The 19,466-nt window shown below is 58.0% G+C and carries 15 protein-coding genes; 6 read left to right on the plus strand and 9 right to left on the minus strand.

The features are described 5' to 3' along the window. Nucleotides 1-107 precede the first annotated feature (107 nt). Nucleotides 108-989: a LysR substrate-binding domain-containing protein gene (locus LNA76_RS10660; RefSeq protein ID WP_094195720.1), complete on the plus strand. Its 882-nt coding sequence runs from the start codon at nucleotides 108-110 to the stop codon at nucleotides 987-989. After that, nucleotides 986-2,731, plus strand: coding sequence for a gamma-glutamyltransferase (gene ggt, locus LNA76_RS10665; protein ID WP_230019051.1), 1,746 nt, complete (start codon nucleotides 986-988; stop codon nucleotides 2,729-2,731). Before LNA76_RS10660 ends, ggt begins: the two co-directional genes overlap by 4 nt. Nucleotides 2,732-3,050: 319 nt before the next feature. Here the strand turns inward: ggt and purU are convergent, their stop codons facing one another. The 5 genes from purU to LNA76_RS10690 all read right to left on the minus strand — a co-directional run bounded on the left by purU (nucleotide 3,051) and on the right by LNA76_RS10690 (nucleotide 6,999). Next, complete coding sequence (gene purU / locus LNA76_RS10670; protein WP_166727032.1) at nucleotides 3,051-3,905, minus strand: formyltetrahydrofolate deformylase; 855 nt, start codon at nucleotides 3,903-3,905, stop codon at nucleotides 3,051-3,053. A 25-nt stretch (nucleotides 3,906-3,930) separates the two neighbouring features. Beyond that, nucleotides 3,931-5,046: an NAD(P)/FAD-dependent oxidoreductase gene (locus LNA76_RS10675; protein WP_230019052.1), complete on the minus strand. Its 1,116-nt coding sequence runs from the start codon at nucleotides 5,044-5,046 to the stop codon at nucleotides 3,931-3,933. Nucleotides 5,047-5,133: 87 nt separating this feature from the next. Beyond that, nucleotides 5,134-5,646 (minus strand): flavin reductase family protein, encoded by a 513-nt coding sequence (locus LNA76_RS10680; RefSeq protein WP_125277048.1) that lies wholly within the window; start codon nucleotides 5,644-5,646, stop codon nucleotides 5,134-5,136. Between the two features lie 39 nt (nucleotides 5,647-5,685). Then, on the minus strand, nucleotides 5,686-6,318 hold the full coding sequence (gene pdxH, locus LNA76_RS10685; protein ID WP_230019053.1) for a pyridoxamine 5'-phosphate oxidase: 633 nt from the start codon (nucleotides 6,316-6,318) through the stop codon (nucleotides 5,686-5,688). A gap of 9 nt (nucleotides 6,319-6,327) precedes the next feature. Next, complete coding sequence (locus LNA76_RS10690; RefSeq protein ID WP_042483350.1) at nucleotides 6,328-6,999, minus strand: gamma-glutamylcyclotransferase; 672 nt, start codon at nucleotides 6,997-6,999, stop codon at nucleotides 6,328-6,330. A gap of 252 nt (nucleotides 7,000-7,251) precedes the next feature. Here LNA76_RS10690 and LNA76_RS10695 point away from each other — a divergent pair, with 252 nt between their 5' ends. Next, nucleotides 7,252-8,052, plus strand: coding sequence for a tRNA threonylcarbamoyladenosine dehydratase (locus LNA76_RS10695; protein WP_230019054.1), 801 nt, complete (start codon nucleotides 7,252-7,254; stop codon nucleotides 8,050-8,052). Here LNA76_RS10695 and LNA76_RS10700 read toward each other — a convergent pair. The 3 genes from LNA76_RS10700 to uvrA are packed head-to-tail and all read right to left on the minus strand — an operon-like array spanning nucleotide 8,029 to nucleotide 15,477. Continuing rightward, nucleotides 8,029-8,679 (minus strand): aminotransferase class IV, encoded by a 651-nt coding sequence (locus tag LNA76_RS10700; RefSeq protein ID WP_094195726.1) that lies wholly within the window; start codon nucleotides 8,677-8,679, stop codon nucleotides 8,029-8,031. The two genes, LNA76_RS10695 and LNA76_RS10700, sit on opposite strands and share 24 nt — an antisense overlap. Before the next feature lie 10 nt (nucleotides 8,680-8,689). Next, nucleotides 8,690-9,802 (minus strand): aminodeoxychorismate synthase component I, encoded by a 1,113-nt coding sequence (pabB, locus tag LNA76_RS10705; protein WP_230019055.1) that lies wholly within the window; start codon nucleotides 9,800-9,802, stop codon nucleotides 8,690-8,692. Next, entirely contained in the window at nucleotides 9,775-15,477 is a 5,703-nt protein-coding gene (gene uvrA, locus LNA76_RS10710; protein WP_230019056.1) for an excinuclease ABC subunit UvrA, read from the minus strand. Before uvrA ends, pabB begins: the two co-directional genes overlap by 28 nt. Before the next feature lie 225 nt (nucleotides 15,478-15,702). Here uvrA and LNA76_RS17970 point away from each other — a divergent pair, with 225 nt between their 5' ends. Both LNA76_RS17970 and LNA76_RS10715 read left to right on the plus strand, forming a co-directional pair. Then, nucleotides 15,703-15,831 (plus strand): hypothetical protein, encoded by a 129-nt coding sequence (locus LNA76_RS17970; protein ID WP_003803595.1) that lies wholly within the window; start codon nucleotides 15,703-15,705, stop codon nucleotides 15,829-15,831. Nucleotides 15,832-16,088: 257 nt separating this feature from the next. After that, nucleotides 16,089-17,012 (plus strand): glycosyltransferase family 2 protein, encoded by a 924-nt coding sequence (locus LNA76_RS10715; protein WP_230019057.1) that lies wholly within the window; start codon nucleotides 16,089-16,091, stop codon nucleotides 17,010-17,012. A gap of 117 nt (nucleotides 17,013-17,129) precedes the next feature. On the opposite strand, the gene LNA76_RS10720 is transcribed toward LNA76_RS10715, so the two are convergent. After that, complete coding sequence (locus LNA76_RS10720; RefSeq protein ID WP_108728042.1) at nucleotides 17,130-17,630, minus strand: hypothetical protein; 501 nt, start codon at nucleotides 17,628-17,630, stop codon at nucleotides 17,130-17,132. A 162-nt stretch (nucleotides 17,631-17,792) separates the two neighbouring features. On the opposite strand from LNA76_RS10720, the gene ettA reads away from it, so the two are divergent. Continuing rightward, nucleotides 17,793-19,466, plus strand: coding sequence for an energy-dependent translational throttle protein EttA (ettA, locus tag LNA76_RS10725; RefSeq protein WP_009455087.1), 1,674 nt, complete (start codon nucleotides 17,793-17,795; stop codon nucleotides 19,464-19,466).

Here is a 19,466-nt window from a genome sequence, read left to right on the forward strand (position 1 = left end):
AGCGCACAAATCAATTGATAAAATTGCACAATGTCGTGTGCTGGCGTAACGATCCCGCCTAGCGACGGGTGGGCAGGGAAGAGGTTTCACAATCAGGAGAGTGTCTAATGAGACAAGGCGTGCCCAGTCTGGGCGCATTACAGGCCTTTGAGGCGACGGCCCGCCTGGGGACCTTTTCCCGTGCGGCCGAGGAATTGTCCCTGACGCATAGTGCGGTGTACCGGCAGGTAAGCGGCCTGGAGCAGCGTCTGGGTGTGACTTTGCTGACACGGGTGCGGCGGCGTCTGGTGCTGACCCCGGCGGGGCGCGATTATGCCGCCCGTATCCGTCACCATCTGGAGCAAATCGGCAAAGACACCTTCAGCCTGATTGCGCGTGCTGGCGTGGGCCGCAGCATTCATCTGGCGGTGCTGCCTACCTTGTCCACGGTGTGGTTGATGCCGCGTCTGGCCCGTTTCTCCCGGCAATATCCTGACATTACGGTCAGTCTGTCTGTGCGTACCACTCCGTTTCAGTTTGGCGACCATCCCTTTGATGCCGCCATTTATCATGGACGGCAGTTATGGCCCCAAACCGAGGGTATCAAGCTGTTTGACGAAGGCGAGCTGGTGCCGGTGTGCTCGCCCACGCTGGCTGCCAGTGGCCACTGGCAAAAGCTGATTCACTTGCATATGTCTACACGCCCCGATAGCTGGTCGGACTGGTATCGGTCTGCCGGGCTGGAGCCGGATCTGCGCGTCAGCTCCGGCCCGCGTTATGAGCTGTTCAGCCTGGTGATGGCGGCTTTGCATGCCGATATGGGAGTGGCTTTGATGCCGCGCTTTTTGGTGCAGCAGGCGCTGGAGCAGGGCGAGCTGATTATGCCGCTGGACCATGCCATGCCAGTGAGCGAGGCTTACTTTTTTAGTTACCCCACGGCCAATGAACCCAGCGAGGCGGTGCGTTTGCTGGAACAATGGCTGCTTGAGCACGAAAAGGAGAATACATGAGATTGCACTGGAAACCGGCGTTGCTGTCGGCGGCCTTGACCCTAGCCTTGGTGCTGCCTGCGCATGCTCGGGAAGCGGCCAGCCAGCATTTGAATCCGGAGACCGCCAGCAGGGCCGTGCAACGTGACAAGCTCGTCACACAAAAAAGTATGGTGGTGACGGCCAATCCGTTGGCTACTCAGGCCGGTTTGCGCATTCTGGACCAGGGCGGCAGTGCGGTGGATGCGGCCATTGCGGCCCAGTTGGTGCTGGGGCTGGTCGAGCCACAGTCCTCCGGTATTGGCGGCGGCGGCTTTTTACTGATGTTTCAGCCCAAGACCGGCTTGATGAGCTATGACGGACGGGAAACCGTGCCTGCAGCCAGCAGTCTGGATCGCTTCGAGCTGGACGGCCAAACCATGTCCTTCAAACAGGCGGTCAATAGTGGTCGTTCGGTAGGCGTACCGGGTTTGCTGCGTGCCCTGGAGTTGATGCATAAAGATGGTGGCGTGCTGCCGTGGGCGAATTTGTTTGATCCGGCGATTGAGCTGGCCGAGGTCGGCTTTGAGGTCAGCCCCCGTTTGAATACCTTGATTGCCGATAATCCTGAGCTGGCAGACAAGGCCGCTACACGCGCCTATTTTCTGGACGAACAGGGCAGGCCTTGGCCCGTCGGCCATCGTTTACAGAACAAGGAATACGCCCAGGTGCTGCGCCTTTTGGCCAGACAGGGCGCACAGGCTTTCTATCAAGGTGAGCTTGCCCAGGATATGGTGGCTGCCGTTGCCGCCGACCCGATTGCGGGTGACTTGGCAGAGTCCGACTTGAAGCAGTACCGTGCGCTGCGACGTGAACCCCTCTGTATGGACTGGCAGCAGTTGGCGCTCTGTGGCATGGCACCACCCAGCTCGGGGGCTATCAGTGTGATGCAGATGCTGGGCATCTTGCAGCACACCCCCATTGCTGACGCAGAACCGCAATCTGTGGAAGCGATTCATTATTTTTCTGAAGCAGGGCGTTTGGCTTTTGCGGATCGGGATGCCTGGGTGGCGGATCCGGCATTTGTGTCTGTGCCCCAGCAGGCTTTGCTGGCTCCAGCGTATCTGAAATCACGCGCTGCCTTGATTCAGCCAGACCGTTCCATGGGGCATGCTCAACCGGGCAAGCCGTTGGCTGACTCACAAGCCGCCAGTGACAACACGCCCGAGCTGCCGTCCACCACGCATTTATCCGTAGCGGATGCTCAGGGGCAGGTGGTATCCATGACCACGTCAATAGAGTCTGCTTTTGGCAGCAAAATCATGGTGCGTGGTTTTTTGTTGAACAATCAGTTAACGGACTTTGCCTTGAGTCCCAAGGACGAGATGGGACGCCTGTCTGTGAATCGGGTGGAGCCAGGTAAGCGTCCACGCAGTTCCATGGCCCCGATGATGGTGTTGCAACAGGGGCATCCTGTCATTGCCCTGGGTTCACCGGGTGGCAGTGCCATCATTCCTTACGTGGCTCAGGCCCTGACCGGCATGTTGATGTGGGATCTGGATGCTCAACAGTCAGTCAGCCTGCCGCATTACGGCAGCCGCAACTGGGCGACCGAGCTGGAAGCGGGAACGGCGGTGACCACGCAGGCCCAAGCTTTGAGAGCGATGGGTCATGAAGTACGAGAGCAGCCTTTTCCCAGCGGTACGCATGTGATTCGCTGGACCCAGGAAGGACTGGAGGCGGGGGTAGATCCTCGGCGGGAAGGCTTGGCGCTAGGGCAGTAAGCAGAGCTTGTAGCCGTGTACCCCAGGTAAACATGGTCTTGCCTACGAGACATGTTGCAAGCGCATGGCGGACTTGGGGAAGCAGTCAGTATTCGGGAGAGGCTGTTGGTGATGTGAAGCAGATACTCGTCAGAGGTTGGCAGAGACAGCAGTCGATCGTTGCCAGAGGCTGGTAGAGCTAATTGCCAAGTAGCTAGCAGGCTCAAGTCGTCTGGCTTTTGAAAAAATGGGTGACCAGTAAAAAGCCCTCAATGCGTGGATCTATATCCACAGCATTGAGGGCTTTTTTTAAGTCTTGAGACAGACCTGATCGTGTCGCTCAGCGAAATACCACGGTGCGCTGATCGTTCAGCAAGATACGGTGCTCAACGTGGGCGCGCACGGCACGGGCCAGAACCAGAGACTCCACATCGCTACCGATCTGGGTCAGCTCAGCTGGGCTGACAGCATGGGTGACGTGTTCCACGTCCTGTTCGATGATCGGGCCTTCGTCCAGATCCGCCGTCACGTAGTGAGCAGTAGCGCCAATAATCTTCACACCGCGAGCATGAGCCTGGTGGTAGGGACGCGCGCCCTTGAAGCTGGGCAGGAAGCTGTGGTGGATATTGATGGCGCGGCCAGACAGAGACTGACACAGATTGGTGGACAGAATCTGCATGTAGCGGGCCAGCACAACCAGATCAATCTTCAGGTCACGAGCCAGGTCGATGATCTGTTGCTCTTGCTGGGGACGGGTTTCCGGTGTCACAGGCAGGTGATGGAAAGGAATGCCGTAGGAGGAAGCCAGGCCGGCGTGGTCGGTGTGGTTGGAAGCCACGGCCGCAATTTCAACCGGCAATTGGCCGCTATGGGCGCGAAACAGCAGATCGTTCAGGCAGTGGCCCTGGCGGCTGACCAGAATCAGCAGGCGAGCTTTGCGCTGGGCGTCATAAATATTGGCATCCATGCTGAATTTTTCGGCAATGGGCGCGAAGCTGGTTTGCAATGCGTTCACATCCTGCTTTTCAGGCAGGGAAAACTGGATGCGCAAGAAAAAGCGGTTGGTGGCGGCGTCGCCAAACTGCTGTGCCTCAACAATGTTGCCGTTCTGCTCAAGCAGCCAGCCCGAAACGTTGTGGACAATGCCGGTACGATCCGGGCAGGATAGGGTCAAGATGTAATCGTTCATCAACAGTATTGTAAAGATTTCAGAAAAGTTTTTAAGCTGCCTGGGCCAGGGTTTCCTGGCCGTGACGTGCAATCGCTAAACACGCGGTCAGGCCAGGGGATTCGATGCCGAACAGATTCAGCAGTCCGGGGACGCCGTGGGTGGCAGGCCCGGAAAAGACAAAGTCGGCAGCCGCATGGCCGGCGGGCACAATTTTAGGCCGGATGCCGCTATAGGCGGGGTTCAGGCTGTTATCGGGTAAAGCGGGCCAGTACTCGCGCACGGCGGCGTAAAAAGAGTGGCCTCGTTGCGGGTCCATATCGTAGTTCTCATCCTGCACCCATTCGGTGTCCGGGCCAAAGCGGGCCTGACCGGCCAGATCCAGCGTCAGATGCACACCCAGTCCGGCTTTATTGGGCATGGGGTAAATCAGGTGCTTGAAGGGGGAGCGACCCGCCAACGAGAAATAGCTGCCTTTGCACAGATAGGCGTTCGGGATATGGCTGGCATCCAGCCCTTCGATCTGGCGTGCAGCGGCGACAGCGCCCAGACCGGCCGCATTGATCAGGCAGGTGCTTGTCAGGCTGAACGGCTCTGCGCCACCGACGTGTACTTCAAAGCCTTGTCCGGGCAGAACACGCGCACTGACAAAGGGTGTATTGAAGACCAGTTGGGCACCGTGGTTTTCTGCATCGCCTTGCAAAGCCAGCATCAAGGCATGGGTGTCCACAATGCCGGTAGAAGGGGAAAGCAGGGCAGCGCTGCAATTCAAGGCCGGCTCCAGAGCCTGGGCTTGGGCCGCATCCAGCCACTGCAAATCGTCCACTCCACAGGTACGCGCTTGCGCCTGCAGCTTCAGCAGATCGGCTTGTTGTTCGGGCGTGGTCGCCACAATGAGTTTGCCGCAACGGGCGTGGTCTATATGGTGTTTCTGGCAGTAGTCATACAGTTGGGCTTTGCCTTCTACACACAAGCGGGCCTTCAGGCTGCCGGGAGTGTAGTAAATGCCCGCGTGTATGACCTCTGAGTTGCGCGAGCTGACGCCATTGCCAATGCTGGCGGTTTGCTCGATCAGCAGAACTTCCATGCCTTGTTGGGCCATTTGTCGGGCACAGGCTAAACCTACTACCCCTGCTCCCAGCACTATGCAATCAACGTCGTTTGCCATGATCAGGACCTTATTGGCGTGTAAGAGCAAAAGGCGTAGTGTACTCCTGCCATGCAGCCCTCGTCAGGGGCGCCTTGCAACACCCTGTCACGCCAGGGAAGGGGTCAGGTCAAAGTCGCCCGCGTGGTAGATCAGGGGCTGGTGAGCGCTGCGTTCGCAATGGGTGACTTCACCGATAAAGATCAGGTGGTCGCCGGCCTCATGAACGGCATAAGGCTTGCACTCAAACCAGGCGCTGCAACGCTCGTCGTCCAGCATGAGTAAGCCGTGCGGGGAGCGTTTAGTGGGGTGATCGTGAAAGCGCTCGGCCTGGTTGCCCCAGGCAAAGCGTTTGGCCAGCGATAGCTGACTGGCTCCTAAAACGTGAATCACATAGCCCTTACCATCCACAAAATGCGGCAGGGACTGGGAGCGTTTGGCCAGCGACCACAGCACCAGAGGCGGGTCCAGAGACACAGAGTTAAAGGAGCTGACGGTCAGGCCAATGGCCTGATCCGGATGGTCTTTATTGGCGCCGGTCACGACCGTCACGCCTGTGGCGAAACGGCCCAGTGCCGAACGAAAGAAGTCGCTATCGAAAGTAGAAGAAAAAACAGTCATTGCATCGAGTCTGAGGGCAGGCGTCCCCAAGGGAACGTGTTAAGGAGCCAGTCGGCTCACCTGCCAATCAGATGGGTCCTTGCGGTCGAACACCAGCCTGTCGTGCAGGCGCGAAGCACGGCCTTGCCAGAATTCGACATGGTCTGGAGTCAGTCGGAAGCCACCCCAGTGTTCAGGGCGGGCGGGATGTTCACCTAAGCTTTCAGTGTACTGCTTGGCACGGGCATCCAGCTCTGCGCGGCTGATGGGTTGGCTTTGTGGTGAGGCCCAGGCACCAATGCGCGAGCCCAGAGGACGACTGTGAAAGTATTCGTCGGATTCGGCCGCGCTGATGCGGCTGATGCGGCCTTCAAAGCGCACCTGGCGCTGCATGGAAGACCAGAAAAAGGACAGGCTGGCCCAAGGGTTGTGGCCCAGGTCCGTTCCCTTGCGAGACAGGTAGTTTGTAAAGAACACCAAGCCTTGTTCATCGTAAGCTTTGAGCAGGACAACGCGCGCCGATGGGCGACCTTCTGGGTTCACCGTGGCAAGCGTCATCGCCGTGGGTTCGACTTCCTTCAGTTCAATGGCCTGATCCAGCCAGCGTTGGAATTGCTGGCGAGGGTCGGCACACAGTTCGTTTTCGCTCAGGGAAAAGCGTTCGTATTCGTTACGCAAATCGGCAAGGGACATGGGGCGCTCTTAGGCTTGTTGAGGATTAAGCAGTGCAGTCTGGCTTTGTAGTAATTGAACCACTGATTGCAGGCGTTTATCCAGAATTTTAGAGCGTTGCAGCGCCGAGGCGGTTTCCATGACGTATTCGATGCAAGGGCCGTTGGTTCCCTGGGCCGAATACACCACCTGTCGCAACTGTTCGTCCGGCATACGGGGTACGTAAGCATCGGTCTTGCGGTTCATGGTAAAGACCAGGGCGCGAATGTCGCCTTGGCTGGTGCGGCAGCGCAACCAGCGGGGGATATAAGCCCCGCTGGGCATCTCGCGCAGCCACAGGGCATCGAATACTTTGGGTACGCTTTCGGCAGGAATACGGAAGGCCATGCCACGGCAAGAACCACCGACATCCAGCCCAAAGACCAGACCGGGCTGCTCGGGCGTTCCACGGTTGATTCGTGACCACAAGCACAGCGCCCGGTGGTAGCCGCGTAGCAAGGCTTGGCGCTGCTCGGCAAATTCAAAATCGGGACGCCAGATCAGGGAGCCGTAGCCGTAGACCCACAGGTCTTGTTTTTCACACCATTGCGCCTCTTCCAGGGATTGACGCAGAGAGGCGTTGCGCTCTTCGTCAGTCAGGACACGAAAGCTGCACGGTGTGGGTACGGCGGAAGGCGAGGCGGAAATAGAATCGATGTTCACGGCGTAAAGAAGTGGTAAGCCAAAATCACAGATGCTTGAAACCTATGGCAATTGTAGAGCAAGCACAGTCCACTGTAGCGGGCTTTGCCGCTGATAACTAAGGAAAAATACTAATTTGCTTATATGAGTGTTGCTATTTGGCAGAGCACCGTCAAGCCACCAGGGCATAAGGCCTGTTTCCGGGGCTGGGCAGGCGCAATTAGACGTAGAATGAACGGGTTTGGCCGCATGGGCCGGTGATGGACAGATTGCATGACAGAGCAGCACAACATGGATGCCGAACGCCGCTTCGGTGGTTTGGATCGTTTGTATGGAGCCGGCGCGCGTGAGCGTCTGGCTGCCGCCCATGTGATGGTGGCGGGTATCGGGGGCGTAGGGACCTGGGCAGTGGAGGCTTTGGCCCGTTCTGCCGTGGGCCGAATCACCTTGATTGATCTGGATAATATTGCCGAGTCCAACATCAACCGCCAATTGCCCGCGCTGGACAGTACCTTGGGTATGGCCAAGATTGAAGCGATGGCTCAGCGCATTGCTCAAATAAATCCTCAATGTCAATTGCAGTTGATTGAAGATTTCGTCACTGAGGACAATGCAGCCAGTCTGCTGGAGCAGCGTCCCGACGTATTTCTGGATTGCACCGATCAGGCCAGCGCCAAGATCGCCTTGATCTTGCAGGCCAAGCGGTGCAAGGTGCCCTTGTTGAGTTGTGGCGGGGCGGGCGGAAAAACCGACCCTTTAACCTTGCGCCGGGGAGATTTGTCGGTGGCACGCCACGATGCCCTGTTAGGCAAACTGCGGCAGATCCTGCGCAAGCAGCATGGCTTTGCGCGTGGCAGCGATGCCCAGGGCCGTGCCTTGAAGCGTGTACCCCGCATGGGAGTGGATTGCTTGTGGTTCGAGCAGGAAACCCGTTTGCCGCAAAACTGGACCCAGGCTGAAGACGGTGCCCTGCAAGGTTTGGCCTGCGCAGGCTATGGCTCCGGAGTGACGATTACGGCCAGCATGGGGATGCAGGCCGCCGACTACGCCTTAAACCGGATTCTGAACCAGTAAGGCGTTCTGCCAGCCGCGCAGGGCGTTCGAAATACGAATCGCCCGTGCATGCAGCAAGTCATCCAGAAAAAGCTCCGTTTCACGCGCCAGACCGCTATTTAGGAGCGCCTGTCGTTGTACTCCAGGCAGGAGCCAGCCTTGTGCGGGTGGCGTCCACCAGTGGCCCTGCTCATCCTGGATATAGATATTGCTGCGGCTGCCTTCGCAAACCCGGTTTTGCGTATCCAGAAAAATTACATCAAAAAGTTGGGGATGCTTTTCCAGCAGGGCAGCGGCGTCCTGATACCAGGGGCGATGCGTGGTTTTGTGCGAGAGCAGTGGGTCTTGGGCCGGCAAAGGGGTCTTGGATAGGCATAGTTGCAAGGGCCCTTCCAGAGCGGGCAAGGCCTGCGCCTCGGCCTGCGCACTGGCTTTTGCGTTCCACAGAATGCGTAGCCGCAAGGGAGTATTGACGGGAGCCTGGCCCAGCGCCGTATGCATGGCTTGCAGCCAGGTTTGTGCGTCCCAGTCGTAGCCCAATTCCGCGCAACTGCGCGCCACGCGTTCCAGATGCAGTTCCAACAGGGGGATCTGGCCGTCTGCGTCTACCCGCAAGGTTTCTATCAATTCAGGTTTGCTTTGGCTCATGATGCTGCCTTTAAGTCAGTGTTACAGGGGCCTGCAATACACGTGCTTTCCACAAGCACTCCAACCACTCCTGGTCTGGGTCCGAGTCCAGAACGATGCCACCACCCACGCCAAACCTTCCTTGACCGTGATTGTCCAGCTCCAGACTGCGGATGCTGACATTCAGGGACAGGTCGCCGTTAGGGTTCAGGTAGCCTACCGAGCCACAGTAAATACCGCGTCGCTGCGTCTCCAACTGACGTATGCATTGCATGGCGGCCAGCTTTGGGGCGCCGGTAATCGAACCACAGGGGAACAGGGCGCGTAGCAAGGCTTCCAGCGTGCAATCCGGCTCGACTTCGGCCTGAATGCTGGAAGTCATGGTCCAGACCGAGGCATATTGCTCTACATCGAACAGGCTGGTGGTTTGCACGGTGCCGGTGCGGGCCACTTGGCCCAGATCGTTACGTAGCAAATCCACAATCATCAGGTTTTCAGCCCGGTCTTTCAGGCTGCTTTGCAGCTCCTGGGCGTTTTTCTGATCTTGAACAGGGTCGGTATCGCGCGGGCGTGTGCCTTTCATGGGGCGGGTCCGCACGGTGTTCCCACGTTTTTCCAGAAACAGCTCGGGTGACAGCGACAGGATATGGCGATCACCCAGATCCAGATAAGCACCGTAGGCCACCGGGTGGCGGCTGGCCAGTGCGGTATAGAGATCACGCGGAGCCATGCCTGATTGAATGCTCAAGGGCATGGTGTAGTTGATCTGGTAAAAATCTCCGGCCTGCAAACCCTGCTGAACCTGGGCCAGCGCATCCCGATAGTCTTGCTGGCTGATTGGCAGTTTGACCGTCAGCTCGGGTGTGGCCTGGCTATCCCATAACGCCACTTCCTGTGCCTGTTCAAATACCAGTGCGTTCAGAAGCGCATGTGGCGCAGTATCACGAGCGGGTAGACGGGGTTCGAACAGTTCGGCCAGTTCGTAGTCCAGTGCCAGGGCCACCCAGTGGCCCGCCTGTCGAGCTTGTTCGATGTTCTCAAAAGCAGTACTTAAGTCTTCAGGGCGACGGGCCTGGATATGGCCCAGGTAGCCCTGCATTTCCAGCGCATAGCCTTTTAGTCTGTCTTCAAGTCGGCCATACATGCGCCGTGTTCCTTTAAAAATTCTGCCAAGGCCATGCCGGTATGCGAGGCAGGGTTGGCTTGCACTTGATCTGGTGTGCCTTGCACCACCAGCCTGCCGCCGCCCGAGCCGCCTTCGGGGCCCAGATCGACAATCCAGTCTGCTTCGGCAATCAAATCCAGATTATGTTCAATGACCAGCACGGTGTGACCGGCATCGACCAGTCGGTGCAGCACCACAATCAGCTTTTCCACATCTGCCATGGACAGGCCCACGCTGGGTTCGTCCAGTACATATAGCGTATGCGGCGCCTTGTAGGCGCGGCCCGTACGGGTCAGGCCCTCGTCCAGGCGGGCCTTGACCAGTTCGCTGACCAGCTTGACGCGCTGCGCTTCGCCACCGGACAGGGTGGGGGATGGTTGGCCCAGGGTCAGATAACCCAGGCCCACACTTTGCATCAATTGCAGCGGGCGCAATATTTTAGGATGTGCGGCAAAGTATTCAACAGCTTCGTCCACATCCATTTGCAAAAGCTGGCCGGCGGAGACATCGCGCCAGGTCACCGCCAGTGTTTCCGGATTGAAGCGCTGGCCGTGGCAGGCGTCACAAGGCACCTTTACGTCCGGCAGGAAGCTCATTTCCAGGGTGCGCATGCCTTGGCCTTCGCACAAAGGGCAGCGACCATCGCCGGTATTGAAGGAAAAGCGTGAGGCGCTCCAGCCCCGCAGGCGGGCATCGTTGGTGTTGGCAAACAGTTTGCGCACCTCGTCCCAGAAGCCGATGTAGGTGGCCGGGCAGGAGCGGGGGGTTTTGCCGATCGGGGTCTGGTCCACTTCCAGCACGCGGTCCAGGCTTTCCCAGCCGCTGATGCTGGCGCAACCCTGCCACACAGGCTTTTCTTTGCTGCCGACAACGCGCTGCAAATTATCCAGCAGCACATCACGGGCAAAGGTGGATTTGCCGGAGCCCGACACGCCCGTTACCAGACTGAGCTTGCCTAGTGGAATACCGGCCTTTACCTTGTTCAGGTTATGCAGGCTGGCATCGTGCACCGTTAGCATGGGCACATCGGCCTGAACAGGGCGGCGTGCCTGCATGGGGTGTTTGAGTGGTTCGCGCAGATAGCGGCCAGTCAGTGAATTGGGGTTGGCCTCGATTTCTGCCAGTGTGCCCTGGGCGATGACTTCACCCCCTCGTTTGCCGGCACCGGGGCCCATATCAATAATGTGCTGAGCACGGCGTATGGTGTCTTCGTCGTGTTCAACGACCACGAGCGTGTTGCCATTGCCTTCCAGACGCGCCATGGCGTTGAGCAGAATCTGGTTATCGCGGGGGTGTAAGCCAATGGTGGGTTCGTCCAGCACATAGCACACGCCCTGCAGGTTCGAGCCTAATTGGGCGGCCAGACGGATGCGCTGGGCCTCACCACCCGACAAGGTGGGGGCAGCACGATCCAGCGCCAGATAACCCAGGCCCACTTCGTGCATGAAGTCCAGACGGCTGCGTATCTCGTTCAGAATGTCGCGCGCAATATCGGCTTCGCGACCACTCATGTTCAGGTTGCCAAAAAAGGTCTGTGCTTCATCCACGGGCAAACCGGCCAGCTTGGCAATGGATTGGTCGCGCCATTCAAACGCCAAAGACACCGGGTTCAAGCGCTGGCCGTGGCAGCTTGGGCATTCCACGGCTTCGCCGTCGTAGCCGTTGTTCCAGCTGTTTTCCTCGCCCGTTTGTTCCTGGTCGAAGCCGGTCAGCTTCAAGCCCGTACCAAAGCAGTCCTTGCACCAGCCGTGCTTGGAGTTGTAGGAGAACATGCGTGGGTCCGGCTCGGGGAAGCTGGTGCCGCAGCAGGGGCAGGCCCGTTTGACGGAGAAATGTTGCTGGCTGGCATTGGACAGCGGTTGACCTTGTCGGCGTTGTTCCAGCGACATGGAACCCGATGGCGTCAGGGGAGCCAGCACACTGAAGGAGCCGTGACCCAGTTCCAGCGCTTCGCGTATGGCTTGGCGCAGTTGCAGTTCGTGGCGTGGATCAATAATCAGGTCGGCCACTGGCAGTTCCAGCGTGTGTTCGCTGTAACGGTCCAGACGGGGCCAAGGGTTGACGGGGATGAACTCGCCATCCACACGCAAATGGGTGTAGCCCTTGCCCTGCGCCCATTTGGCCAGGTCGGTGTAGTAACCCTTGCGAGCGGTGACCAGCGGAGCCAGCAAACCAATATGCTCACCCTTGTGATCACGCAGCAGTTGTGCGGCGATTTGCTCGGCGGTCTGCGGGGCCACAGGCACATGGCAGTCCGGGCAGTATTGGGTGGCCAGCTTCACATACAGCAAGCGCAGGAAGTGGTGGATTTCCGTCATGGTGGCCACGGTGGACTTGCGACCCCCACGGCTGGTGCGCTGTTCAATGGCAACGGTAGGCGGAATACCATAGATCGCGTCCACATCGGGCTGACCGGCAGGCTGCACAATGGCACGGGCATAAGCATTCAGGGATTCCAGATAGCGGCGCTGGCCTTCGTTAAACAGAATGTCGAAGGCCAGGGTGGATTTGCCCGAACCGGATACACCCGTCACCACCGTGAAGGTGTTGTGCGGGATGTGTACCGAGATGTTTTTCAGGTTGTGCTCGCGCGCATTCAGGATGGCGATCTGGCCATCGTTGCTGCCGCCCGAGCTGGCCTGGTAGTCCACCGCAGGTTCCTGGAACAGAGCCGAGCCTGAACCTATGGTGGCTTGCTCGTATTCTTTCAGGGCATGGCCGGTGTGCGAGTGCTCCAGGGCCATGATGTCCGCCGGTGTTCCCGCGCCTAACAATTGACCACCATGTTCGCCACCTTCTGGGCCCAGATCAATAATCCAGTCGGCCGCGCGGATCAGATCCAGGTTGTGCTCAATAATCAGCAGGCTGTGGCCGGCAGCCAACAGCTTGCGGAAGGCGCACATCAGGCGGGCAATATCGTCAAAGTGCAGGCCGGTGGTGGGCTCGTCGAACAGGAACAGATTGCCTTTCTTGGCGACCTTCACTTGACTCAAGCGAGTGCGCGAAGCCTGGGCCAGATAAGCCGCCAACTTCAGACGTTGTGCCTCACCGCCCGAGAGCGTGGGCACAGGCTGGCCCAGTTTCAGGTAATCCAGACCTACATCGGCCAGCGGCGCCAGGCCGGTTTGCACATCGCGCAGGCCTTCAAAGAATTCCATGGCCTGATGCACGGTCATGTCCAGTACCTCGTCAATCGAGGCGCTGCGACCAAAGTGTTCGATACGCACTTCCAGCACTTCGGGGCGGAAGCGTTTGCCATCGCAATCCGGGCAGCGCAGGTACACATCGGACAGGAACTGCATTTCGATATGTTCAAAGCCCGTGCCACCACACGTCGGGCAGCGACCATCACCACTATTGAAGCTGAAGGTGCCGGGCGTGTAGCTGCGTTCTTTGGACAGCGGAGCCTGGGCGAACAGCTTGCGGATAGGGTCAAAGGCACCGACATAGCTGGCCGGGTTGGAGCGGGCCGTCTTGCCGATTGGCGTCTGGTCCACCATCACCACTTCGGCAATTTGCTCGGCACCCAGCAAGGCGCCGTAAGGGCCTGGGGCTTCGGTCGGTTTGCCTTGTTGTTTCAGGATGGCCGGGTAGAGCACGTCCTGAATCAGCGTGGATTTGCCCGAGCCGGATACGCCCGTCACGCAGACTAGACGGCCTAGCGGAATGGACACGGAGATATGGCGCAGATTGTGCGCGCTGACGTCTTCCAGCAGCAGGCGGGGCGTGTTCTCGGCCACCGGCATAGGGCGGGGAGATTCGATGCTCAGCTCGCCACTCAGGTAGCGGCCAGTCAGCGTTTGCGCGCCGCGCAAGGCTTGGGGCGAACCATCAAACAGAATCTGGCCACCACGCTCGCCAGGGCCGGGGCCCATGTCCAGAATACGGTCGGCAGCCACCATCACTTGTGGGTCGTGCTCAACCACCACCAAGGTGTTGCCATTGCCGCGCAGACGGTGCATCACTTCAATAATGCGGTGCATGTCGCGCGGGTGCAGACCAATCGAAGGCTCATCCAGCACGAACAAGGTGTTCACCAGCGAGGTGCCCAGCGCCGTGGTCAGGTTGATACGCTGTACTTCACCGCCAGACAGGGTGCGGCTTTGGCGGTCCAGGGACAAATAGGACAAGCCCACATCGCACAGATAATCCAGACGGGATAGTGTTTCTTTCAGGAGCAGATCGATAGCTGCATCGCGTGCGTCGCCAAAGTGCAGGCCACGGAAAAATGTGCGCACGTGCTCGATAGGCAGGCGCATCAGGTCCGGGACGCTCAGGCCGGGCATGGCATCCAGTTGCTCGCGCAGCCAGTTGGAATGCACGGGCATGAAACGTGGGTAGCGGGAATCGGCGGGGGCGGCCTGATCGCCCACACGCCACAAGCTGGCTTCGGGTTTCAGGCGAGAGCCGGCGCAGGCCGGGCAGGTGTTGTAGCTGCGGTATTTGGACAGCAACACACGCACATGCATTTTGTAGGCGCGTGATTCCAGCCAGTCAAAGAAACGCTGGGCGCCGTACCACTGGGTTTTCCAGGCTTGATTGCCACCCTTCCAGTCCGGGGTGCCATTAATCACCCAGTCGCGCTCTTCCTGGCTCAAGTCCTTCCAGGGCACGCTCAGACGTACACCGGCCGCCGGAGCGTAGCGCTCCATCTCGACCTGACATTCTTTGTAGCTGGCTGTCTGCCAAGGGCGGATCGCACCTTCAAGCAGGCTTTTGCTGGGGTCGGGAACGACCAGACCGTAATCAATGCCCATCACGCGGCCAAAGCCACGGCAGGACTCACACGCACCCAGGGGCGAGTTGAAGGAGAAGGTGCTGGCAACCGGCGTGCTGTATTCAATATCGCACTGGGCACAGTGCAGGCCCTGGCTGAAACGCCAAGCAGTTTCCGAACCGTCGGCACTGGCCGAGGCATAGACAGTTAGCTTGCCCTGGCCATGACGCAGGGCGGCTTCAATGGCCTCCATGAAACGTTCCGGTTCTACCGAGCTGACGCGAAAACGGTCCTGGATCACATAAAGAAGCTTTTGTTCTGTAGGAGCGGCTTTGCTGCTTTTGCCCTTTTTCGTGCTGCTGCTGGGCGTGATGGATTGTGTTTCTTCGTGGTGCAGGCGGGTGTAGCCCTGCTGATGCAGCAAGGTTTCAATTTCTTGCTGCGTGAAGTTGGCCGGGACCTTGACGGCAAAGGTCAGAACCAAACGCGGGTCGTCGTGGTCCACCGCCAACTGGCGAATCTGTTTGGCGATGCTGTCGGCATTGTCGCGGCGCACAGGTTGGGCGCACTGGCGGCAATACAGCTCGCCCAGACGGGCGTACAGCAGCTTGATGTAATCGTTCAGCTCCGTCATGGTGCCCACGGTACTGCGCGAGTTGCGCACCGGGTTCACCTGGTCAATGGCAATGGCGGGCAAGATGCCTTCAATGCGATCAACCTGGGGCTTGTCCATGCGATCCAGGAACTGGCGTGCATAGGGAGAGAAGGTTTCCACATAGCGCCGTTGACCTTCTGCATACAGGGTGTCAAAGGCCAGCGAGCTTTTGCCCGAGCCGGAAACGCCGGTAATAACCAGTAACTCGCCCGTTTTGATACGTACATTCAGGTTTTTCAGAGTGTTCTGGCGGGCGCCAAAAATGCGAATTTCTGAGCTCATGGCAAGGTCGGCTTTCTGGAGAGGGCTGGGTGGGAAAGCGGCAGCGAAAAGGCCTGTCAAACAGGCCCCATGCGCCAGTCAGAGCGGTATATGCCAGCAAGGTGTTGCCAGGGATGCTCACTCTAGCCTTTGTATCTTAACGCGGATTACGGTAGAATTTCTGGTTAGCTATTGCGCTTTTGTCGGGATCATCCGGCAGGGCTTACATTAAGATCGGAGATCACCATGGCGGAAATCAAACGCACTCGCCGCAACACGCTGGAGCGTCGTTGCCTGGGTAAAGCATTCAAACGTCTGTTTGTGCGCGCACCTAAGGGCGTTTTCAAAATGCTGGAAAAAGTCAAGCGCGTCTAAGTGCTTGGCTTGGGCAGTGGACAGGCAGGAATCTGATTTTCCAGCTTGAAATCACAGCCAGCAGCAAAAAAACCACAGGCTTGCCTGTGGTTTTTTTGTGCGCGTTTGATTTTTCTGCGAGTTCGGAAAATCTGTTGCACATCGTACCTTGTCCAAGAAGAAGCTTGCCTTATGATGGTGTCATCTTCATGCAGAAGTAAGCGTTGCCCGTAATAATAATCAAAACGGCTGATTGCATATTTTGGGGACATTAGCTCATGGAATGGCGCCATTTATTCACTGTTCTGACACCCAGTTATAACCGCGCTCACACTCTGGAGCGCGTCTACCGTTCACTGTGCGAGCAAACCTGTCAGGACTTTGAGTGGATTGTGGTTGATGACGGCTCCACGGATGGCACACGGGAGCTGGTAGAGGGCTGGCAACAGCAGGCTGCCTTTCCAATTCGCTATGTCTGGCAGGAAAATCGTCACAAAAAGGCTGCTTTCAATCACGGCGTGGCCCTGGCCCAAGGAGAACTGATCGTCGCGTTGGACAGTGACGACACCTTGCTGGTCAATGCGCTCTACGACATGGCGCAGATCTGGGCCGACATCCCCGTCTCAGAGCGAACAGGCTATGCAGGCATTACCGGTCTGTGTGTGCGTCCGGATGGCAAGGTTGTCGGGGATATGTTTCCCCAGGATGTCTTTGATGCCAGCTCCCTGGACATGAGCTTTCGCTACCACGTGCGGGGCGAAAAGTTTGGCTGTTTGAGCACCGCTGTGCTGCGCAAGTTTCCCTTTCCTGATCAAATCGAAGGCTTTGTGCCTGAAAGCCTGGTATGGCGGGCCATTGCCCGGGCAGGCTATAAAAACCGTTTCGTAAATACTGTGTTTCGTGTCTATCACGACAGCCCGGATTCTTTGTCGGTACAAGGCAAGACCAGTCAGCAACATGCACTGGGTTTGTGGCTGCTGGCGCAGGATACGGTGGTGAAGTGCCTGCCCTGGTTTCGTTACGAACCCAAGGCTTTCTTGATGGCTGCCGCACGTTACACGCGCTTTGGGCTGCACTTGCGCGCCAGCGGGCGCAAACCACCACCAGGCTATGGCTTGAAAGGCCTGGCCTCTTATTTGTTGGTCGCTTTGATGTGGCCGGCAGGTGTCGCTTTATATCTGCGCGACAAGCGGCGGGCCTGAGCTTATGGGGCTCTAGTCATTGCAGGGAGCGGGGCGTACCAATGCGACAGGTAGGCCGTTGTCAAAACACGGCCCCCTGGCTTTTACATCAGATTTGGGCAATGGAGACGGACACGATCAGTGCAGGGTATGACCGTGAACACCCGGTTCCGGGCTGTCATCATCATCGTCGTCGTCGTCTTCGTCCGTATCGTCTTCGGGGGCAAAGGCATCTTCGCTCAAGGCGAACGGCAGCAATTCTTCCAGGGTTTCTGTCCAGGCGACTTCCTCGCCTTCTTCATCCACTTTGATAAAGCGCACGGGCTCGGCATCGCTTAACTGGATGGCCCACAGGTAACGGCAGGCGTAGACAGCATTGTCCTTGGGGTCCAGGCCACCGCGGTTGCCCACGATGCGGGCCTGCGCGCCGCCGACCTGAACCACTGTGAATTCGCTTTCGTCCTCGTTCTTGTCCAGGGGCATGGCAAAGATGACCCATTCAAAGCCGGTTTCTTCTGCGCCCACGATCTCGGCCAGTACGGCGCGACCCAGGTAGGCGCTCAGCGCATCGGCAGTGCGGCCCAGGGTTTCGATCTCTTCAGTGGTAAATACAAGTTCAGGGGCGTCAGGTGTGGACATAGCGTTTTTGGATTGTCGGCAAAAGTGAGTATATTACCTGAGACAGGCCTGCATTCAGGCCGGGTGTTTCGTTCTGGACCAGACAGAAGCGCGCCTTTTGGGCGCCAAACGCCTACAATCCCAGTTTTCCGAACACGACCTGTTTTTCCTTTTTAGGTTTATATGGCTCAATACGTTTATTCGATGAACCGCGTGGGCAAAATTGTGCCGCCCAAGCGGCAGATTCTGCGCAATATCTCCTTGTCCTTTTTTCCAGGTGCCAAGATTGGTGTGCTGGGCCTGAACGGCTCGGGTAAGTCCACCTTGCTCAAGATCATGGCCGGGGTAGATACCGAAATCGAGGGCGAAGCCGTCCCCATGGCGGGGATCAAGATCGGTTACCTGCCACAAGAACCTCAACTGAACCCCGAACACAGCGTGCGCGAAGCTGTGCAGGCCGGTTTGGGCCAGGTGTTCGAGGCGCGCCAGCGTCTGGAACAGGTCTACGCCGAATACGCCGAGCCCGATGCGGACTTTGACGCTTTGGCGGCAGAGCAGGCCGAGCTGGAATCCATTATTGCCGCCGCCGCGACCAGCGGTGCTGACGACATCGAAACCCAGATGGAAATCGCGGCCGATGCGCTGCGTCTGCCACCTTGGGATGCGTCCATTGCCAATCTGTCCGGTGGCGAGAAACGCCGCGTGGCCTTGTGCCAGTTGCTGCTGTCCAAGCCCGATATGTTGCTGCTGGACGAGCCCACCAACCACCTGGATGCTGAAAGTGTGGACTGGCTGGAAGTGTTCCTGCGCCAGTTCCCCGGCACGGTTGTAGCAGTAACCCATGATCGTTACTTCCTGGACAATGCTGCCGAGTGGATTTTGGAACTGGACCGTGGCCACGGTATTCCTTGGAAGGGCAACTACAGCTCCTGGCTGGAGCAAAAAGATGATCGTCTGAAGCAGGAAGAGGCTTCGGAAAGCGCACGCCAGCGCACTATCAAGAAAGAGTTGGAATGGGTACGCCAGAATCCCAAGGGACGTCAGGCTAAAGCCAAGGCCCGTCTGGCCCGCTTTGAGGAACTGTCCTCGCATGAATACCAGAAGCGCAACGAAACCCAGGAAATCTTTATTCCGGTGGCCGAGCGTCTGGGTAACGAGGTGATTGAGTTTGAAAATGTCAGCAAGGGCTATGGCGATCGTTTGCTGATCGACAATCTGAGCTTCAAGGTGCCAGCGGGTGCCATCGTCGGGATTATTGGTCCTAACGGTGCCGGTAAGTCCACCTTGTTCCGCATGCTGGCCGGTAAAGAGCAGCCTGATTCCGGTACGGTCAAACTGGGCCAGACCGTCAAGCTGGCGTATGTGGATCAGTCGCGTGATGCCTTGGCCAATGAAAAAACCGTGTTTGATGCGATTGCCGATGGTGCTGACCTGCTGACGGTGGGCCGCTTTGAAATGCCATCACGTGCTTATCTGGGCCGCTTCAACTTCAAGGGCGCGGATCAGAACAAGATCGTGGGCAATCTGTCCGGCGGGGAGCGTGGTCGTTTGCACCTGGCCAAGACACTGATTGCTGGTGGCAACGTCTTGCTGCTGGACGAACCGTCCAACGATCTGGACGTGGAAACCTTGCGTGCCCTGGAAGACGCCTTGTTGGAGTTTGCCGGCTCGGTCATGGTGATCAGTCACGATCGCTGGTTCCTGGACCGTATCGCCACCCACATTCTGGCTTTCGAGGGTGATTCGCAGGTCGTATTCTTTGATGGCAACTATCAGGAATACGAAGCAGACAAGAAAAAACGTCTGGGCGAAGATGCTGCCAAACCCCGTCGTATCCGCTACAAGTCCCTGAAATAA

Source organism: Alcaligenes sp. MMA (genome assembly GCF_020907215.1).
GTDB lineage: Bacteria > Pseudomonadota > Gammaproteobacteria > Burkholderiales > Burkholderiaceae_B > Alcaligenes > Alcaligenes aquatilis.

What these genes read in the sequence shown, in the direction of transcription:
- LNA76_RS17970 (WP_003803595.1), top strand. Translation starts at nt 15,703, where the DNA reads ATGGCGGAAATCAAACGCACTCGCCGCAACACGCTGGAGCGTCGTTGC.
- pdxH (WP_230019053.1), bottom strand. Translation starts at nt 6,318, where the DNA reads ATGTCCCTTGCCGATTTGCGTAACGAATACGAACGCTTTTCCCTGAGC.
- uvrA (WP_230019056.1), bottom strand. Translation starts at nt 15,477, where the DNA reads ATGAGCTCAGAAATTCGCATTTTTGGCGCCCGCCAGAACACTCTGAAA.
- LNA76_RS10675 (WP_230019052.1), bottom strand. Translation starts at nt 5,046, where the DNA reads ATGGCAAACGACGTTGATTGCATAGTGCTGGGAGCAGGGGTAGTAGGT.
- pabB (WP_230019055.1), bottom strand. Translation starts at nt 9,802, where the DNA reads ATGTATGGCCGACTTGAAGACAGACTAAAAGGCTATGCGCTGGAAATG.
- ettA (WP_009455087.1), top strand. Translation starts at nt 17,793, where the DNA reads ATGGCTCAATACGTTTATTCGATGAACCGCGTGGGCAAAATTGTGCCG.
- LNA76_RS10680 (WP_125277048.1), bottom strand. Translation starts at nt 5,646, where the DNA reads ATGACTGTTTTTTCTTCTACTTTCGATAGCGACTTCTTTCGTTCGGCA.
- ggt (WP_230019051.1), top strand. Translation starts at nt 986, where the DNA reads ATGAGATTGCACTGGAAACCGGCGTTGCTGTCGGCGGCCTTGACCCTA.
- LNA76_RS10660 (WP_094195720.1), top strand. Translation starts at nt 108, where the DNA reads ATGAGACAAGGCGTGCCCAGTCTGGGCGCATTACAGGCCTTTGAGGCG.
- LNA76_RS10720 (WP_108728042.1), bottom strand. Translation starts at nt 17,630, where the DNA reads ATGTCCACACCTGACGCCCCTGAACTTGTATTTACCACTGAAGAGATC.
- LNA76_RS10715 (WP_230019057.1), top strand. Translation starts at nt 16,089, where the DNA reads ATGGAATGGCGCCATTTATTCACTGTTCTGACACCCAGTTATAACCGC.
- LNA76_RS10700 (WP_094195726.1), bottom strand. Translation starts at nt 8,679, where the DNA reads ATGAGCCAAAGCAAACCTGAATTGATAGAAACCTTGCGGGTAGACGCA.
- LNA76_RS10695 (WP_230019054.1), top strand. Translation starts at nt 7,252, where the DNA reads ATGACAGAGCAGCACAACATGGATGCCGAACGCCGCTTCGGTGGTTTG.